This is a genomic window from Kitasatospora sp. NPDC059747, from assembly GCF_042732955.1.
Classification (GTDB): domain Bacteria; phylum Actinomycetota; class Actinomycetes; order Streptomycetales; family Streptomycetaceae; genus Kitasatospora.
In genome coordinates this window covers 22,512-37,980 of the sequence record NZ_JBHWGV010000094.1, presented here as the reverse complement: position 1 = coordinate 37,980, position 15,469 = coordinate 22,512, and the positions used below count along the sequence as shown (strand labels likewise).

Here is a 15,469-nt window from a genome sequence, read left to right as displayed (position 1 = left end):
GTTCGATGGGTGTGCTGCCGGCGCTGCTGGCGGAGCGTCTGGGTGTGCCGCAGGTGACGCTGCTGTCGGAGGTGTCGGTCGAGGGCGGCGTGGTGAAGGGCCGTCGTGACGGTGACGCGGCGACGGAGCTGGTCGAGGCGTCGCTGCCGGCGGTCGTGTCGGTGACGGACCAGTCGGGCGAGGCCCGGTACCCGTCGTTCAAGGGCATCATGGCGGCGAAGAAGAAGCCGGTGCAGTCGCTGGACCTGGACGACCTGGGCATCGAGGCGGACGAGGTCGGTCTGGCGGGCGCGTGGACGGCGGTCGACTCGGTGGTGGCGCGTCCGGCGCGCACCGCGGGCACGGTCGTCAAGGACGAGGGTGAGGGCGGCAAGCAGCTCGCCGCCTTCCTCGCCGACCAGAAGTTCATCTGAGCCGCGCCCCCCAAACCCCGCCCCAGCGAAACACGGAGACATTGAGCAATGGCTGAGATTCTCGTTCTGGTCGACCACGCCGACGGCGCCGTCCGCAAGCCGGCCCTGGAGCTGCTGACCCTGGCCCGCCGCATCGGCGAGCCGTCGGCCGTCGTCCTCGGTGCCGGTGGTGCCGCGGCCGACATCGCCGCCAAGGCCGCCGAGTTCGGCGCCGCGAAGGTGTACGTCGCCGACGGCGCCGAGTTCGCCGACCAGCTGGTCGTCCCCAAGGTGGACGCCCTGGCCCAGATCGCCAAGGCCGGCGCCCCGGCCGCCGTCCTGGTCACCTCGTCCGGTGAGGGCAAGGAGATCGCCGCCCGCGTCGCCCTGCGCCTCGGTTCCGGCATCATCACCGACGCGGTGGACCTCCGCGCGGGCGACGAGGGCCCGGTCGCCACCCAGTCGGTGTTCGCCGCCTCGTACACCGTCGACTCGCGCGTCAGCAACGGCGTGCCGGTCATCGCCGTCAAGCCGAACGCCGTCGCCCCGGAGGCCGCCCCGGCCGCCGGCGCGGTCGAGGACGTGTCGGTGGAGTTCACCGGCAACGCCGCCAAGGTCGTCTCGCGCACCCCGCGCGTGTCCACCGGCCGCCCGGAGCTGACCGAGGCCGCCATCGTGGTCTCCGGCGGCCGCGGCGTCGGTGCCGCCGAGGGCTTCGGCGTCGTCGAGGAGCTCGCCGACTCGCTCGGCGCGGCCGTCGGCGCCTCGCGCGCCGCCGTCGACGCCGGCTGGTACCCGCACACCAGCCAGGTCGGCCAGACCGGCAAGCAGGTCTCGCCGCAGCTGTACGTGGCCAACGGCATCTCCGGCGCGATCCAGCACCGGGCCGGCATGCAGACCTCGAAGACCATCGTGGCCGTCAACAAGGACCCCGAGGCCCCGATCTTCGAGCTGGTCGACTACGGCGTCGTCGGCGACCTGTTCGCCGTCCTGCCGCAGCTCACCGCCGAGGTGAAGGCCCGCAAGGGCTGATCCGCCCCGCGGGGACGGAGGGCGTGGTGCCGGGTGCTCGGTGCCGCGCCCTCCGGCGTTCCCGGGCCGCCCCGCTGTTCACGGGCCGCTGGTCCCGTCCTGCTGGTCCCGGGCCGCTGTTCCCGTCCCGTTGTTCCCGGGCGTTCGCGGCGGGCCCGTAGAGTCGGCGCGACACCTGTGGAGAGGCGAGGACGGACGCATGGCACTGCTGACGGCACTTCAGGGCGGCTTCGGGGACTCCGCCGACGCGCTGCGGATCGACGGGCGCGCGTTCTCGCGGGAGGACCTGCTGGGCGCGGCGACCGCCGTGGCCGACCGGGTCGCCGGTGCCCCCGCGCTCGCGGTGCTGGCGCGGCCGAGCGTCGAGACCGTCACCGCCGTGGTCGGCGGCCTGTTGGCGGGCGTGCCCGTGGTGCCGCTGCCGCCCGACTCCGGGCCGAAGGAGCGCGAGCACATCCTGCGCGACTCGGGGGCCGCGCTGCTGGCGCACGCCATCGGGGACAGCGCGGTCGAGGACATCGTGGTGGGCGCCGCGGCGGCGGGCGCGGTGGGCGGCGTCGAGGCGCTGCCGGTCGATCCGGCGGCGCGTTCCGCGACGACGTACGCCGAGCCGGCCGGGGATGCCGCCGGGTTCGTCCTCTACACCTCCGGTACCACGGGCGCGCCGAAGGGTGCGGTGATCCGCCGCGAGGCCGTCGCCGCCGACCTGGACGCGCTCGCCGCCGCCTGGCAGTGGACCGCCGGGGACACGCTCGTCCACGGTCTGCCGCTCTTCCACGTCCACGGCCTGGTGCTCGGCGTGCTCGGCGCCCTGCGCACCGGCAGCCGCCTCGTCCACACCGGCCGGCCCACTCCCGCCGGGTACGCGGCCGCCGGTGGCAGCCTGTACTTCGGCGTGCCGACCGTCTGGTCCCGGCTGGCGGCGGACCCGGAGGCCGCGTCCGCCCTCGCCGGCGCCCGGCTGCTGGTCTCGGGCAGCGCGCCGCTGCCCGTCCCGGTGTTCGAGAGGCTCGCGGAGCTGACCGGCCACGCGCCCATCGAGCGCTACGGGATGACGGAGTCGCTGATCACCGTCAGCACCCGGGCCGACGGCGAGCGCCGGCCCGGCAGCGTCGGCCTGCCGCTGGACGGCGTCCGCACCCGGCTGGTCGGCGAGGACGGCGCGCCCGTGCCGTCCGACGGGGAGACCGTCGGCGAGCTGCAGGTCGCCGGGCCGACCCTCTTCTCCGGCTACCTCAACCGGCAGGACGCCGACGCCGAGGCGTGGACCGCGGACGGCTGGTTCCGCACCGGCGACGTCGCGGTGATCGGCCCGGACGGCTTCCACCGGATCGTCGGCCGCGCCTCGGTGGACCTGATCAAGAGCGGCGGCTACCGGATCGGCGCCGGCGAGGTGGAGGCCGCGCTGCGCGACCACCCGGCCGTCGCCGACGCGGCGGTGGTCGGCGCGCCGGACGAGGACCTCGGGCAGGCCGTCGTCGCGTACGTCATCGCGGACGGTCCGGTGACGGGGGACCAGCTGACGGCGTTCGTGGCCGAGCGGCTGTCCGTGCACAAGCGGCCGCGGCGGGTCGTCCTGGTGCCCGAACTCCCAAGGAACGCCATGGGAAAGGTGCTCAAGAAGCAGCTGCTGGCGGAGTCCGGCGAGCGGTGATGAGGGGGCGTCGGGAACCGCTCCGGTGACGGGGGCTCACCCTGATGCCCCGTTCGGCGCTTACCCTTCGTGACCCTTCCTTTGGCTCACTCCACTGCGCGCCGGGTGCGGACGCGTGCCTAACGTGACACGCGACAGGACCGAATCGTCCGGTCCGTCCCCTTTGGGGTCGGTTCGACGGCTCGGACCACTCCGCGTTTCCGCAGCAGTGAAGGAAGTCAGCAGGATGACCACCGTCAACACCGGCGCACCGGATGCCTCCGACGAGCCGACCCGGCAGCACGCCACCACCCCCACCGCCGACCGCAGGGCCGCGGCCCGTCCCTCCCGGGCCGGGCGGGTGCGCCGCGGGATAGGCATGGTGGCCGTGATCGTCGCCGGCGCGGGTGTGATCGGCCTCGGCACCGGCGTGACCCCCGCGTCCGCCGAGTCGGCGCCGGCCCACGCCGGCTGGGACGGGTCGCGGTACTGGTTCAAGAACAGCAAGGGCGAGTGGCGCTGGACGACGCACTACAGCGTCTACAAGGCGCGCACCGGGGGCGGCTCGACGGCCAAGACGTCGTCCTCGACTTCCGGCGCGAAGTCCAACGGGGGGATCAAGCAGGGCTGGGACGGGTCGCGGTACTGGTTCAAGAACAGCAAGGGCGAGTGGCGCTGGACCACCCACTACGACATCTACCTCAACCGCACGGGAGGAGGGGGCTCGTCCTCGTCGTCCTCCTCCAGCGCGGCGCCGCCCGCGGCGGACCGGAACGTCGAGACGGCGATCCAGTTCGCGCTCGCGCAGCTCGGCAAGCCCTTCGAGATCGCGGGCAACGGGCCGGACGGCTACGACTGCTCCGGCCTGGTGCAGCAGGCGTTCCGGCGCGGCGGCATCGACCTGCCGCGGGTGGCCAACGACCAGTACGAGGCGACCACGCCGATCAACGCGGGCCAGCTGCGCCGCGGCGACCTGCTGTTCTGGTCGCCCGACGGCACGAGGCGGGGCATCCAGCACGTGGCGATCTACCTGGGCAACAACCAGTACGTCGAGGCGGCCCGGCCGGGGACCAACATCCGGATCTCGGGCATCAGCAGCGGCTACTACCCGGCCTACATGGGGCGTCCGTAGCCGTGTGAGCGGAGGGCGTTCGGACCTGTTCGGGCCCGAACGCCCTTTCCGTGTAAGGACATTGACCTCGGGAGGTGACGGGTCAGAGGTCCGTCGGGCGGGGGAGGGCCCCGCGGGCGCCGGTGGTGTCGACCACGGTGACGGCTCGGCTCGGCTCGGTGGCGGTGCGGGTCGGCGGCGGGTGTCGGGGGATCCGGTGCGAGGGCGGGGACGTGGAGGGCGTACGGTCGTGCGCGGGGGTGGTGCGCGTGGGGCGTGTGCCGTTGTGTGAGCGCCGTTGTATCGGCGCGCGAGCCGGCTTGATGGGGCGCGGCGGGGGCGGGCCGTAGGCGTGCGAAGCGCGCACGGAGGCCTGCGCGAACGGTCGGCGCTGTCCGCCGCCGGGGCTCCTGGCCTGGGCACATGCCGCTGTCACAGGGCAGGCCGGGGCGGCGCAGTGGAGGGCGCGGGAAGGTATGGGGAGCCGCGCGGCGGGGGTACCACCACGGGTGGCGCTGGTTCGACGACGGGGGCGCCGCCCGGTGCGAACGGCATCGGGGGAAGTCGAGGGGCAGGGGACGTTGTGATCGTCTGGGTCAATGGCACGTTCGGGGCGGGCAAGACCAGCGCCTGCCGCGAGTTGGTGGAACTGCTTCCCGGGAGCACGCTGTTCGACCCCGAGCTGGTGGGGGCCGGGCTGCGGGGGATGCTCCCGGCCGACCGGCTGTCGGCGGTGTCGGACTTCCAGGACCTGCCGGCCTGGCGCCGGCTCGTCCCCGAGGTGGCGGCCGCGCTGCTCGGCGAGGTGCCGGGCCCCCTGGTGGTCCCGATGACTCTGCTCAGAGAGGACTACCGGGACGAGATCTTCGGCGACCTGGCCTCGCACGGCATCGCGGTGCACCACGTCGTCCTGGATCCCGAAGAAACGATCCTGCGCGAGCGCATCGAGCAGCGCGACGCGTGCCCGGGCGACCCCGAGGCCAGCGACCGGGTCCGCCGGTGGGGCCTGGAGCACCTGCCGCGCTACCGCGCCGCCCGGCGATGGCTGCTGCGCGACGCCCGCGCGCTCGACACCGGCGGGCTCACGCCGCGCGAGACCGCCGAACGGATCGCCGACCTCGTCCGCGACGGCGCCGCCCGCTGCCCGATCGTCCAGACGCCCGACCCGACCGAGGACACCGTCGCCTCCGCCGTCCTGTTCTTCGACGAGCAGGACCGCGTGCTCCTCGTCGATCCGGTCTACAAGCCCGACTGGGACTTCCCGGGCGGCGTCGTCGAACGCGGCGAGGCCCCCACCGACGCCGCCCTGCGCGAGACCGCCGAGGAACTCGGCCTGCGGCTCGACCCGGCCGCCCTGCGGCTGCTCGCCGTCGACTGGGAGCCGCGCACCGGGCCCCGCCGCGGCGGCCTGCGGCTCATGTACGACGGCGGGCTGCTGGACGCCACCGCCCGGCAGGGGCTCCTGCTCCAGCGGGAGGAACTGCGGAACTGCCGCTTCGTCACGCTGGACGAGGCCGCCGACCTGCTGCCGCCGAGCCGGTACCGGCGGCTGGCCGCGACGCTGGACGCCCGGCGCAGCGGGGAGCTGCGGTACCTGGAGGCGGGGCGGCGGGTCGCGGCGGGGCTGGCCAGGGCGGCGGACGCGGCGTAGGCGGTGCGCGGGGCCCGGTGCGAGGGCCCGGCGCGAGGGGCGAGGGGCGAGGGGTGGCGGAGCAGTGGGGCGCGGGGCGGCGGAGTGCCCCGGAACGGCGGAGCGGCTCCAAACGGTAGGGCGTGGGCGGTCGGCGGGCCGGGGTGGGAGCGGGCAGGATGGGCGCATGCCGTTCACGTTCAGCCACCCCGCCGCCGTCCTGCCCCTGCTGCGCGCCGCCGGGGAGCGCGGGCCGCTCGTGGCGTCGGCGCTGGTCGCCGGGTCGATGGCGCCCGACGTGCCGTTCTTCGCCGAGTCCCTGCTGCCCGGGGTGTACGGGCACGGCGGGTTGACGCACCGGTGGTGGGCGGTGCCGACGCTGGACGTGGCGGTCGCGGGCGCGCTGGTGGCGGGCTGGCACGGGCTTCTGCGTGGGCCGCTGGTGGCGCTGCTGCCCGAGCGGTGGGCGGGAGCGGCGGAGGCGCTGACGGTTCCGCGCGGTGGCGTGATGGCGGTGGCGCGCCGTGGCGGCCCGGAGGCGGCGGCACGAGCGGGGTGGTTCGCGGTGTCGGCGGCGGTCGGCGCGGCCACGCACGTGGGGTGGGACGCCTTCACCCACGAGGGGCGGTTGGGGGTGCGGCTGCTGCCGGTGCTCGACCGGGAGGTGGCCGGTGTGCCGCTCTACTCGGCTCTGCAGTACGGGAGTTCGGCCCTCGCGCTCGCGGCCGTGGGCGGCTGGGCGGTGCGCGCGGCGCGGGCCGTCGAGCCGGTGCGGCCCGCCGTCGCGCTCTCGCCGACGGGCCGGAGGGCCGCCGTCGTGGCGCTGGGCCTGGCGACGGCGGCCGGGGTGGCGCACCGGATCAGCCCGTTGCGCCGCGGCCTGATCCCGGAGTTCTGCTTCGGCGCCGGGGCCGGGCTCGCGGTGGGTGCGGCCGGTTACGCGGCGGCCGTCGCGGCCGTGGTGGCGGCCAGGGGCCGGCGACTGGGAGCAGCCGCCGGCCGGGCGGCGGGCGCGGTGCCCGGTGCGTCCCCGGGGGCACCGGGCGGTGCATCGGCCGGTGCATCGTCCAGTGGGCCGTCCGGTGGGTCGGCAGGTGTGTCCTCGGGGCGGCGCGTGCCCGCCGCGGGGGCGGGCACAACGTCCGTCAGGCGGAGCGCAGCTCGGCGTAGTGACGCAGGAACAGGGCCTCGCTGAGGGCCATCAGCTCCAGCTCCTTCGGGTCCACGCTCTCGTTGACCGCGTGGATCTGGGTGGTCGGCTCCTCCACGCCGATCAGCACGATCTCGGCCTGCGGGTACAGCGTGCGCAGCGTGTCGCAGAGCGGGATCGAACCGCCCTCGCCGGAGACGACCATCGGGGTGCCGAAGGCCTCGGCCATGGCCTTGCCCATCGCCTCGTAGGCCGGGCCGGTGGTGTCGGCGCTGAACGCCGCGCCGTTGCCCTGGCGCTCGACCGTCAGGTGCGCGCCGAGCGGCACGTGCGCCTCCAGGTGGCCGACCAGCAGGTCCTGGGCGGCGGCCGAGTCGGTGCCCGGCGGCACCCGCAGGCTCACGAGCGCCTTGGCGGCGGCCTGCACGGACGAGGTCGCGCCGATCACCGGCGGGGCGTCGATGCCGAGGACGGTGACGGACGGGCGGGCCCAGAGCCGGTCGGCGACGGAGCCGGTACCGGTGAGGGCGACGCCGTCCAGCACCTTGGCGTCGGCGCGGAACTGCTCCTCCGGGTACTGGACGCCCTCCCAGGTCTGGCCGGTGGCCAGCCCGGCGACGGCGACGTCGCCGTTCTCGTCGTGCAGCGAGGCGAGCACCTTCACGAGGGACTGCAGCGCGTCCGGGGCGGCGCCGCCGAAGGCGCCGGAGTGCAGGTTGCCGGCGAGGGTGGTGAGGGAGACCTCGACGACCGTCATGCCGCGCAGCGACGCGGTGACGGTGGGCAGGCCGGGGGCGAAGTTGCCGGTGTCGCCGATGACGATGACGTCGGCGGTGAGGAGCTCCGGGTGCGCCTCGGCGTACTGCTGGAGGCCGCCGGTGCCCTGCTCCTCCGAGCCCTCGACGATGATCTTCAGGCCGACCGGGTACGCGTCTCCGTACACCTGGCGCAGGGCGCGCAGGGCGGTCAGGTGCATCAGGATGTTGCCCTTGCAGTCGGCCGCGCCGCGGCCGTACCAGCGGCCGTCACGCTCGGTCAGTTCGAAGGCGGGGCTCAGCCAGGCGTCCTCGTCGAGCGGCGGCTGGACGTCGTAGTGCGAGTACAGCAGGACCGTCGGCGCGCCCTCGGGGCCGGGGAGCTCGGCGTAGACGGATTGGGTGCCGTCCGGGGTGTCGATCAGCTGCACGTTGGTCAGGCCCTCGGCGGCGAACGCCTCGGCGGTCCAGCGCGCGGCCTTCTCGCACTCCTCGACCGGGAACTGGCGCGGGTCGGCGACCGACGGGAAGGCGACCAGCTCGGCGAGGTCGGTGCGGGCGCGGTCCATCAGGGACCGGACGGCGTCGGCCAGGGGCTGTGACATCGGGGCTGCTCCGGGGACGGGGCCGCCCGAGGGATGGTCCGGGCGGGTACGGGCGGTTGGGGTACCGCCGATCATAGGCGGAGCGGCGGGCGGGGGTGGGCGGGTGAGGGGGCGGTGCGGGTGCGGCGGTGTGGTGCGCCGGTGTGGTGCGGGGCGGTCGCCGTGGTGTGGTGCGGCTCGGCAGGGACCGGTGCGGACGCATAGGATTGCTCGACGTGACTGACTCCGGAAGCTCCGATTCCCGCAGCCCGCTCGACGCCGAGGCGTCCGAACTGCCGACGGCGTCCGAGGCGTCGGAAGCGTCCGAGGCGCCCGAGAGACTCGTCCGGCCTTCCGACGGTCCGTCGGATCCGGGGCCCGACACGCTCGACTCGGGTGACGCAGCCGACGTGGTCGACTCGCGTGACGCAGCCGACGCGCTCGACGCGGTCGACGGCGTCTGGGACGTCGTGGTGGTCGGCGCCGGACCGGCCGGGGCCTCGGCCGCGCACGCCGCCGCCGTCCAGGGCCGCCGGGTGCTGCTGCTCGACAAGGCCGAGCACCCCCGCTACAAGACCTGCGGCGGCGGGATCATCGGCCCCTCCCGGGACAGCCTGCCGCCGGACTTCCGGCTGCCGCTCCAGGACCGCGTGCACGCCGTCACCTTCGCCTACCGCGGGCAGTACACCCGGACGCAGCGTTCGAAGCGGATGCTGTTCGGCCTGGTCAACCGCGACGAGTTCGACCTGCGCCTGGTGCAGGCGGCCAAGCAGGCGGGCGCCGTGCTGGTCACCGGTGTGACCGTCACCGGCGTCGAACAGCGCGGCGGGGACCACCGCACGGCGCTGGTGACGGCCGCCGACGGGCGCCGGTTCGAGGCGCGCGCGGTGGTCGGCGCGGACGGCAGCGCCAGCCGGATCGGCCGGCACGTGGGCGTCACCTTCGACCAGATCGACCTGGGCCTGGAGGCGGAGATCCCGGTGCCGCCGCAGGTCGCCGCCGACTGGGCGGGCCGGATCCACCTCGACTGGGGCCCGCTGCCCGGCAGTTACGGCTGGGTCTTCCCGAAGACCGAGTCGAGCAGCCTGACCGTCGGCGTCATCTCGGCGCGCGGCGACGGGGAGGGGACGAAGCAGTACCTCGCCGACTACGTCCGACGGCTGGGCCTGTCCGGCTTCACGCCGAGCGTCGAGTCCGGCCACCTGACCCGCTGCCGGGCCGAGGACTCGCCGCTCTCGCGCGGCCGGGTGCTGGTCGCCGGGGACGCGGCCGGCCTGCTGGAGCCGTGGACCCGCGAGGGCATCTCGTACGCGCTGCGCTCGGGCCGGCTGGCCGGCGAGTGGGCGGTGAAGGTCGCCGAGGCGGGCGACGCGGCCGGGGTGCGGCGCGAGGCGCTCAACTACGCGTTCGCCATCAAGGCGGGCCTGGGGGTGGAGATGCGGGCGGGCAAGCAGCTGCTGGCGGCCTTCGAGCGCCGGCCGTACCTGTTCCACGCCGCGGTCTGCCTGGTGCCGGCCGCCTGGCGCGCCTTCGCCCGCACGACCCAGGGGCACACGACCTTCGCCCAGGTGCTGCGCCAGTACCGCGCGGCGCGCAGGCTGTCGGCGCTGGCCTCGCGGTAGTCCCGCAGGGCGTTGCTCCTGTAGGGCGGGAGGGCCGGCGTTCCTCGGAGGGGAGCGCCGGCCCTCAGCTCTGTTCCCGTGGGGAGGGGAGCGCGTCGAGCGTCCGGGCGATACCGGCGCGCAGCCGCTCGGCGGACGGTTCCTCCTCTCCTTGCTCGTTCACGGAGCGGAGAAAGGACTCGAGCACGGCATGGGACCGGCTCAGTTGGTCGGTGAGTTCGCGGTTCCGCTGCTGCGCGGCGATGAGCTCGTCCATCAGGGCGATCACGCGTTCCTGGGCCGCGATCAGCTGCTGTTGGACGGTCGCGAGGGCCTCGCCCGGTTCGGGCGCCGTGATGTTGATGCCGCCGTGGACCGTGCCGGAGATGACAACGCCGCCACCACTGCTGAACTGGCCCTCGGAGGGCGGATCCTGCTCGGCAGGAAGGCGCGTCGCGATGGCGATGGGCGGATCCTGTTCGGCCGGGAGGCGGGTGAGGGTAGCGCTGTGCGCAGCCCGCTCCCAGAGCTGTCGCGCGCCTGCGCGCCGGCGTGCGCGGAGCTCGGACTCGGGCACGGTCGTCGCCCTGAGGAGGTCGACGACGAAGTCCCAGTCACTCGCCAGATTGGTACCAGCGAGCCGGCGGGCGATCGTCGCCCGGCCGTGCGGCAGGCGCTGCGCGAGTTCGCTGATCGAGAGGCCGGCCTTGTCGACCCATGACCGCAGCTCCATTGCCAGCGCCCTGACTTCGGGCGACTCGCCCCGGATCGGGCCCCACGGGCGGCCGCGCCGTGTGACGTCCTGCGTTTCCTCGGCCATGGCCCGCCGTTCCCCCGATCCGTTCGCCGTCCTGTCTCGCAGTGTCTCGCCGTCTCGCATTGTCTCGTGATGGTCGAGCGACAATGCGCTGGGCGTGGTGCGCCGATCGCGGACCGCGTATCGTGGCTGGTTGAGCAACACGAACCCGCCCCGAGGGTCCAATCTGCAGGGCGGGGCCGTGGTCATCTCACCGCTCGAGGGGGTCGGTGCCGGACGGCAGTTCGGTGTCGATCCCCTTGACGCGCACGTACAGCTTCAGGAGATCGACCGCGATCCGGACCGTGAACCTTCCGGCGGGCGACTGCAGCCACGTTCCCGTGGCCTCGTACGCCCGACGCAGGTGCATCCCCGCCGTGCGGGCCTTGCCACGCAGGTCGCCGGGCGGCGACGAGCGCTTTCCCATGGTCCCTCCCCGGGAGGTTCGGCTCCGGGAAACCCGGGGCCGCGAGCCCGACCCTGTGCCGGGCCCGGTCAGGGTGGGGAGGGGTGACGCCGTCCCAGCGTAGCGTGCCGCGCTCGTCTTGTCTCTCGGGTGTCGTGAGACGTGCGTCATCTGATGGTGACTCAACTCGTTTGATTTGTGCCGGACATGGAAGTGCCGGGGCCTGGCGAGGTGGTTCCCTCGCGGCCCCGGCAGGGTGCCGGCCCGGCTACTGGAGGCCGGTGTCGATCGCGGACATCAGGGTGCCGGTCGGGGTGTCGCCGGACATCTCCCAGATCATGCCGCCCAGGAGGTTCTTGGACTTGAGGTAGGCCGTCTTTCCGGCGATCGACCAGGCGTCGTCGAACGTCCACCACTGGCCGCCGGTGCCCGTGTAGCCGTAGGTCGCGACGGCCTGCGGGTCGTGGTGGACGGTCAGGTCCGGGACGCTGGTGATGAGGTTGCCGTACCCGCGGGTGCCGGCCTCCTCCGCGAACTGGCCCGGCGCCGCCCCGTTCGCGGACTGCCAGGCGCCGGACGCGCCGCCGTCGGCCACGCCCTGCCAGCCGCGGGCGTAGAACGGGAAGCCGATGGTGAGCTTGCGCGGGTTGGCGCCGGCCCCGAGGTAGGCCTGGACCGCCGCGTCCACGCTGAAGTGGAACGGGTACGGGTCCTTGGGGTCGGCGTTGAGGTTGGCCTGGTGGCCGGTGCGGTTGGGCTCCCACGAGTTGTCGCTGCCGGAGCCGTGGAAGTCGTAGCCCTGGACGTTGGCGATGTCGAGGGAGTCGAAGATCTTCGTGAGGTCCCAGCCCGCGCCGATCTTCGCCGGGTCGGCCGGGGTGAAGGCGGTGAGCAGCCGGTGCGGGCCGCCCAGCGCGTCGAGCTGCTTGCGGAACTCGGCCAGCAGCAGGGTCAGGTTCGTCTTGTCGTCGGCGCTCCAGTGGTTGCCCGCGTGGCCGTCGCCGGAGCCGGGCCACTCCCAGTCGAGGTCGATGCCGTCGAAGATCCCGGCCGCCGTGCCGGGGCCGCCCGCGCCGTTGTAGGCGGGCAGGTTGCCCTTGATCCACACGTCGATGCAGGACCGGACGAACTTCTGCCGGGAGGCGTCGCTCGCGGCGACGTCCGAGAAGAACGTGGAGTACGTCCAGCCGCCGAGCGAGACGACCACCTTCAGGTTCGGGTACTTGGCCTTGAGCTTCTTCAACTGGTTGAAGTTGCCGCGGAGTTTGCCCCAGCCGTCGTCGGCGACGCCGTCCACCGACTGGTCGGCGCTCATCGGGCGGGCGTAGTCGGCGTCGGCGTCGCCCGCGCCCGTCCCCTGGCCGGGGTCCTGGGGGTTGGACGTGGTGCCCTTGGTGACGCCGGCCAGGCAGGTCAGGTTGGTCGGATCGATGTTCTCGAAGGCGTAGTTGACGACGTCGAGCTTGGCTGCGCTGCCGGAGGTGTCGAGGTTCTTGACGAAGTACTGGCGGCCGTAGATGCCCCACTGGACGAAGTAGCCGACGCGGGCGTACTTCCCGGCACCGACCAGGTCTGAGGTGGTGACGGCGAGCGGTGCGGACGCGGGCGAGGAGACGTCGCCCGGATTGCGGGCCTTGACGGTGAACGTGTAGGCGGTGGACGGGGAGAGGCCGCCGACGGTGGCCGTGAGCGTGCTCCCGCCGACCGTCACCGCGAGGGTGCCCCCCTGGTAGACGTCGTACGCGGCGACGCGGACGCTGTCGGTCGAGGCGTTCCAGGCGAGCGTGACGTCGGACGAACTCACCGCAGTGGCGCGGAGGTTGGCAGGTGTCGTGGGCGGATTCGGGTCGGTCGACGGGTCGAAGGTGGCGGCGGTGACGGGCGCGCTCGGCCCGCTCGTGTTGCCGCGGGTGTCCTTGGCGCGGACGGTGAGCGTGTACGTGGTAGCCGGGGTGAGGCCCGTGACCACGGCACTGGTGGTGGCGCTGGAGCCGACGACGGTGGCGCCGTTCAGCACGTCGTACGAGGCGACCGGGAAGTCCCCGGCGGTCGCGGCCGGCCAGCCGAGCGTGAGCGTGTGCGCCGTCGACTCGGTGACCGACGGCGTACCGGGCGCGGACGGCGGGACATCGGCGCTGCCGTCGCACTTGTCGCCGTTGACACGACAGTTGAGGGGCGTGGCGACAGGGCCGCTGCCCACGAACCAGAAGCTGTACGGCTCGGTGGTGCCGTGCGCGGGGACGCTCGCGTTGTAGAACGCGTTGGTGGCCGTGACGTGCCGGCCGTTCACGGTGGCCGTGCCGTTGTAGGTGTTGCCGATGGTGACACCGGCCGGGAGGTCGAACTCCAGCGTCCAGCCGGTGACGGCGGCCGCGTTGTCGTTGTGGACGACGTACGTGCCCTGCCACCACGAGCCGTTGTCGGCGGTGGTGAAGACGGCGGTCAGCCTGCCCGTGGCCTGGGCCGGGGTGGCCAGCGCGGTGAGCGCGGCCAGGGGGAGGAGCAGGACGGAGAGCAGCGCGAGCAGCCTGCTGCGCACGCGTGGGCGCCCCGCCCGCGATCGAGCGGACATGGTTCTCCCTGTGTCTGTGGGGGTTGGACAGGGTGGACTAGAACCGGTGCTGGTGATCCGTGTGCGATCGGTGCCCGCGCCGTGGGGGGCGGGGCATGGGCACTGTAGGAGGACTGGACCAATGCGTCAACAGGTCTGAACCACTGGGGAGTTGCTTGGTGGACGGCGCCGCGGGTGGGGGCGGGCGGGTGGGGGCGGACCTCGCCAAGGTTCCCGCCGTCCGGTGGGCGCGGGCGGCGGGAACCAGGGGTGTGTCGGGGGCTTGGTGGGCGGGAACCCAGGGGTGTGTCGGGGGCTTGGTGGCGGCCTACTCCTGGACGAGGGCGAACGCCTCGATCTCGATCAGCACCTCGGGCAGGAACAGCGCCGCGACCTGCACCGCGGAGCTGGCCGGCGGGTTGGCGGTGTTCACGTGCTCGTCGCGGGCCTCGCGGATGGCGGGCAGGTAGGCGATGTCGGTGACGAAGATGGTGAACTTCACGACGTCGTCGAAGCCGGCGCCGGCCGCGGCCAGGCAGCGGCGCAGGTTCTCGAACACCTGGCGCGCCTGCGCCTTCGGGTCGCCCACGCCGACGAGGTTGCGGTGCTCGTCGAAGGCCACCTGGCCGGAGACCTGGACCAGGCGGCCGGTGCCGGTGACGACCTGGGTGTAGCCGGTGCCGGGGGCGACGCCGGGCGGCTCGGTGATGTGGGTGAGGTGCTGGTTGGTGGTCATGCGGGCCATCGTGGCGCATGGCGGGACGCTGCCGCACCCGCCTTTCGCCTTTCCTCGGAGGAGCGTGACGTACGGGCGGGAGGGGTGGCTGCGGGACGCGCGACCCGCCAGGGATCAGCGCACGATCTCGGGCAGGTCGCGCAGGAACGGGCGGTCGGCGGCGGGGAGTTGCGCGAGCGGTCCGGCGGCGCGCAGCACGACGTCCAGGACGCCCTCCGGGTCGGCGGCGTAACCACCGCTGGCCCAGGCCGCGTTGGCCTCGACCACGGCCCAACCTCCGTCCGTCGGGCCGACGTCCACCACGGCGGCGCTGGGCAGACCGGGCCCGTCGGCGAGGACGTCGGCGGCGAACGCGAGGACCTCGCCCGCGTCCGCGCCGAGCGGTGCGACGCTCAGTTCCCCGTCCACCGCGTACCGGGAGGCGGCCCGGACGGTGCCGTCCAGGACGAACAGCCGGTACTCGCGCCGGAACCGCACCACCTCGCTCACCTGCACCGGCGTGTCGCCGTCCAGCACCTCGGGCCCGGGCAGCGCGGCACCGTCCTCGTAGACGCGGGCGGCGAACACCTTGTCCGCCGGCGGCTTGACGAACGCGGGACCGCGCAGCTCCCGCGCCTCGGCCAGCGTCGTGCAGGACACCCGGCGCCCGGTCAGCTCGCGCGGCAGGTCGCCGAGCCAGGTGGCGGACGGCTCCAGGAGCGCGAGCCCGAGCGCCCGTCCGACGGCGTCGCCGAACAGCGGCCCGCCGTATACGTGCACGGGTGCCGTCGAACCGAGCAGTTCCTCCGGCGCCTGCCACGACGTCGCCGTGAACGCGCGCAGGCCGCGGCGGCCGGCGGCGGTGCGCAGCTGGAGGCCGGTCTCGTTGATCCGTGGCGCGAGGAGCAGGACGGCGCCGGCGGCCCCGGTCCCGGGCATGGCTCGGGGCGGCGTGGGTGCGGGGGCGTTCATGGTGCTCATGGCGTCGATGGTGCCGCCGGCGGTGTGGCGCCCACCACCGGTTTTCCGCCCATTGCGTCCCCGGTGGCTCTGGCCGAGGGGCCGGTGGGCGTGCCAGAGTCGTGCGGGCGCCGTCCGGGCACCCCCGGACGG

The 15,469-nt window shown here is 74.2% G+C and carries 13 protein-coding genes; 7 read left to right on the top strand and 6 right to left on the bottom strand.

Going from position 1 to position 15,469, the window contains the following annotated elements; genetic code table 11:
• From ACFV4G_RS32040 to ACFV4G_RS32015, 6 genes are all read left to right on the top strand, one after another.
• Positions 1-413: electron transfer flavoprotein subunit beta/FixA family protein (locus tag ACFV4G_RS32040; RefSeq protein WP_380445648.1), on the top strand; the 413-nt coding region annotated here is incomplete at its 5' end.
• A gap of 48 nt (positions 414-461) precedes the next feature.
• On the top strand, positions 462-1,424 hold the full coding sequence (locus ACFV4G_RS32035) for an electron transfer flavoprotein subunit alpha/FixB family protein (RefSeq protein ID WP_380445647.1): 963 nt from the start codon (positions 462-464) through the stop codon (positions 1,422-1,424).
• A 199-nt stretch (positions 1,425-1,623) separates the two neighbouring features.
• Complete coding sequence (locus tag ACFV4G_RS32030; protein WP_380445645.1) at positions 1,624-3,078, top strand: acyl-CoA synthetase; 1,455 nt, start codon at positions 1,624-1,626, stop codon at positions 3,076-3,078.
• A gap of 226 nt (positions 3,079-3,304) precedes the next feature.
• Positions 3,305-4,189: a C40 family peptidase gene (locus ACFV4G_RS32025; protein ID WP_380445644.1), complete on the top strand. Its 885-nt coding sequence runs from the start codon at positions 3,305-3,307 to the stop codon at positions 4,187-4,189.
• A 562-nt stretch (positions 4,190-4,751) separates the two neighbouring features.
• Positions 4,752-5,819 (top strand): NUDIX domain-containing protein, encoded by a 1,068-nt coding sequence (locus tag ACFV4G_RS32020; protein ID WP_380445643.1) that lies wholly within the window; start codon positions 4,752-4,754, stop codon positions 5,817-5,819.
• A gap of 166 nt (positions 5,820-5,985) precedes the next feature.
• The gene (locus ACFV4G_RS32015) at positions 5,986-6,993 is read left to right on the top strand and encodes a DUF4184 family protein (RefSeq protein WP_380445642.1); all 1,008 of its coding nucleotides are present in this window, start codon (positions 5,986-5,988) and stop codon (positions 6,991-6,993) included.
• Here the strand turns inward: ACFV4G_RS32015 and ACFV4G_RS32010 are convergent.
• Positions 6,944-8,308, bottom strand: a complete 1,365-nt coding sequence (locus ACFV4G_RS32010; protein ID WP_380445641.1) for a dipeptidase — start codon at positions 8,306-8,308, stop codon at positions 6,944-6,946. The genes ACFV4G_RS32015 and ACFV4G_RS32010 overlap by 50 nt on opposite strands.
• A gap of 389 nt (positions 8,309-8,697) precedes the next feature.
• On the opposite strand from ACFV4G_RS32010, the gene ACFV4G_RS32005 reads away from it, so the two are divergent.
• Entirely contained in the window at positions 8,698-9,909 is a 1,212-nt protein-coding gene (locus tag ACFV4G_RS32005; RefSeq protein WP_380445649.1) for a geranylgeranyl reductase family protein, read from the top strand.
• A 64-nt stretch (positions 9,910-9,973) separates the two neighbouring features.
• Here ACFV4G_RS32005 and ACFV4G_RS32000 read toward each other — a convergent pair whose 3' ends face one another.
• From ACFV4G_RS32000 to ACFV4G_RS31980, 5 genes are all read right to left on the bottom strand, one after another.
• On the bottom strand, positions 9,974-10,708 hold the full coding sequence (locus ACFV4G_RS32000) for a hypothetical protein (protein WP_380445640.1): 735 nt from the start codon (positions 10,706-10,708) through the stop codon (positions 9,974-9,976).
• Between the two features lie 187 nt (positions 10,709-10,895).
• Entirely contained in the window at positions 10,896-11,111 is a 216-nt protein-coding gene (locus ACFV4G_RS31995) for a hypothetical protein (protein WP_380445638.1), read from the bottom strand.
• Between the two features lie 247 nt (positions 11,112-11,358).
• Complete coding sequence (locus ACFV4G_RS31990; protein ID WP_380445637.1) at positions 11,359-13,662, bottom strand: glycosyl hydrolase family 18 protein; 2,304 nt, start codon at positions 13,660-13,662, stop codon at positions 11,359-11,361.
• A gap of 307 nt (positions 13,663-13,969) precedes the next feature.
• Positions 13,970-14,377: a RidA family protein gene (locus ACFV4G_RS31985; protein ID WP_380445636.1), complete on the bottom strand. Its 408-nt coding sequence runs from the start codon at positions 14,375-14,377 to the stop codon at positions 13,970-13,972.
• Between the two features lie 114 nt (positions 14,378-14,491).
• Positions 14,492-15,337, bottom strand: a complete 846-nt coding sequence (locus tag ACFV4G_RS31980) for an ATP-grasp domain-containing protein (RefSeq protein WP_380445635.1) — start codon at positions 15,335-15,337, stop codon at positions 14,492-14,494.
• Positions 15,338-15,469: the final 132 nt, after the last annotated feature.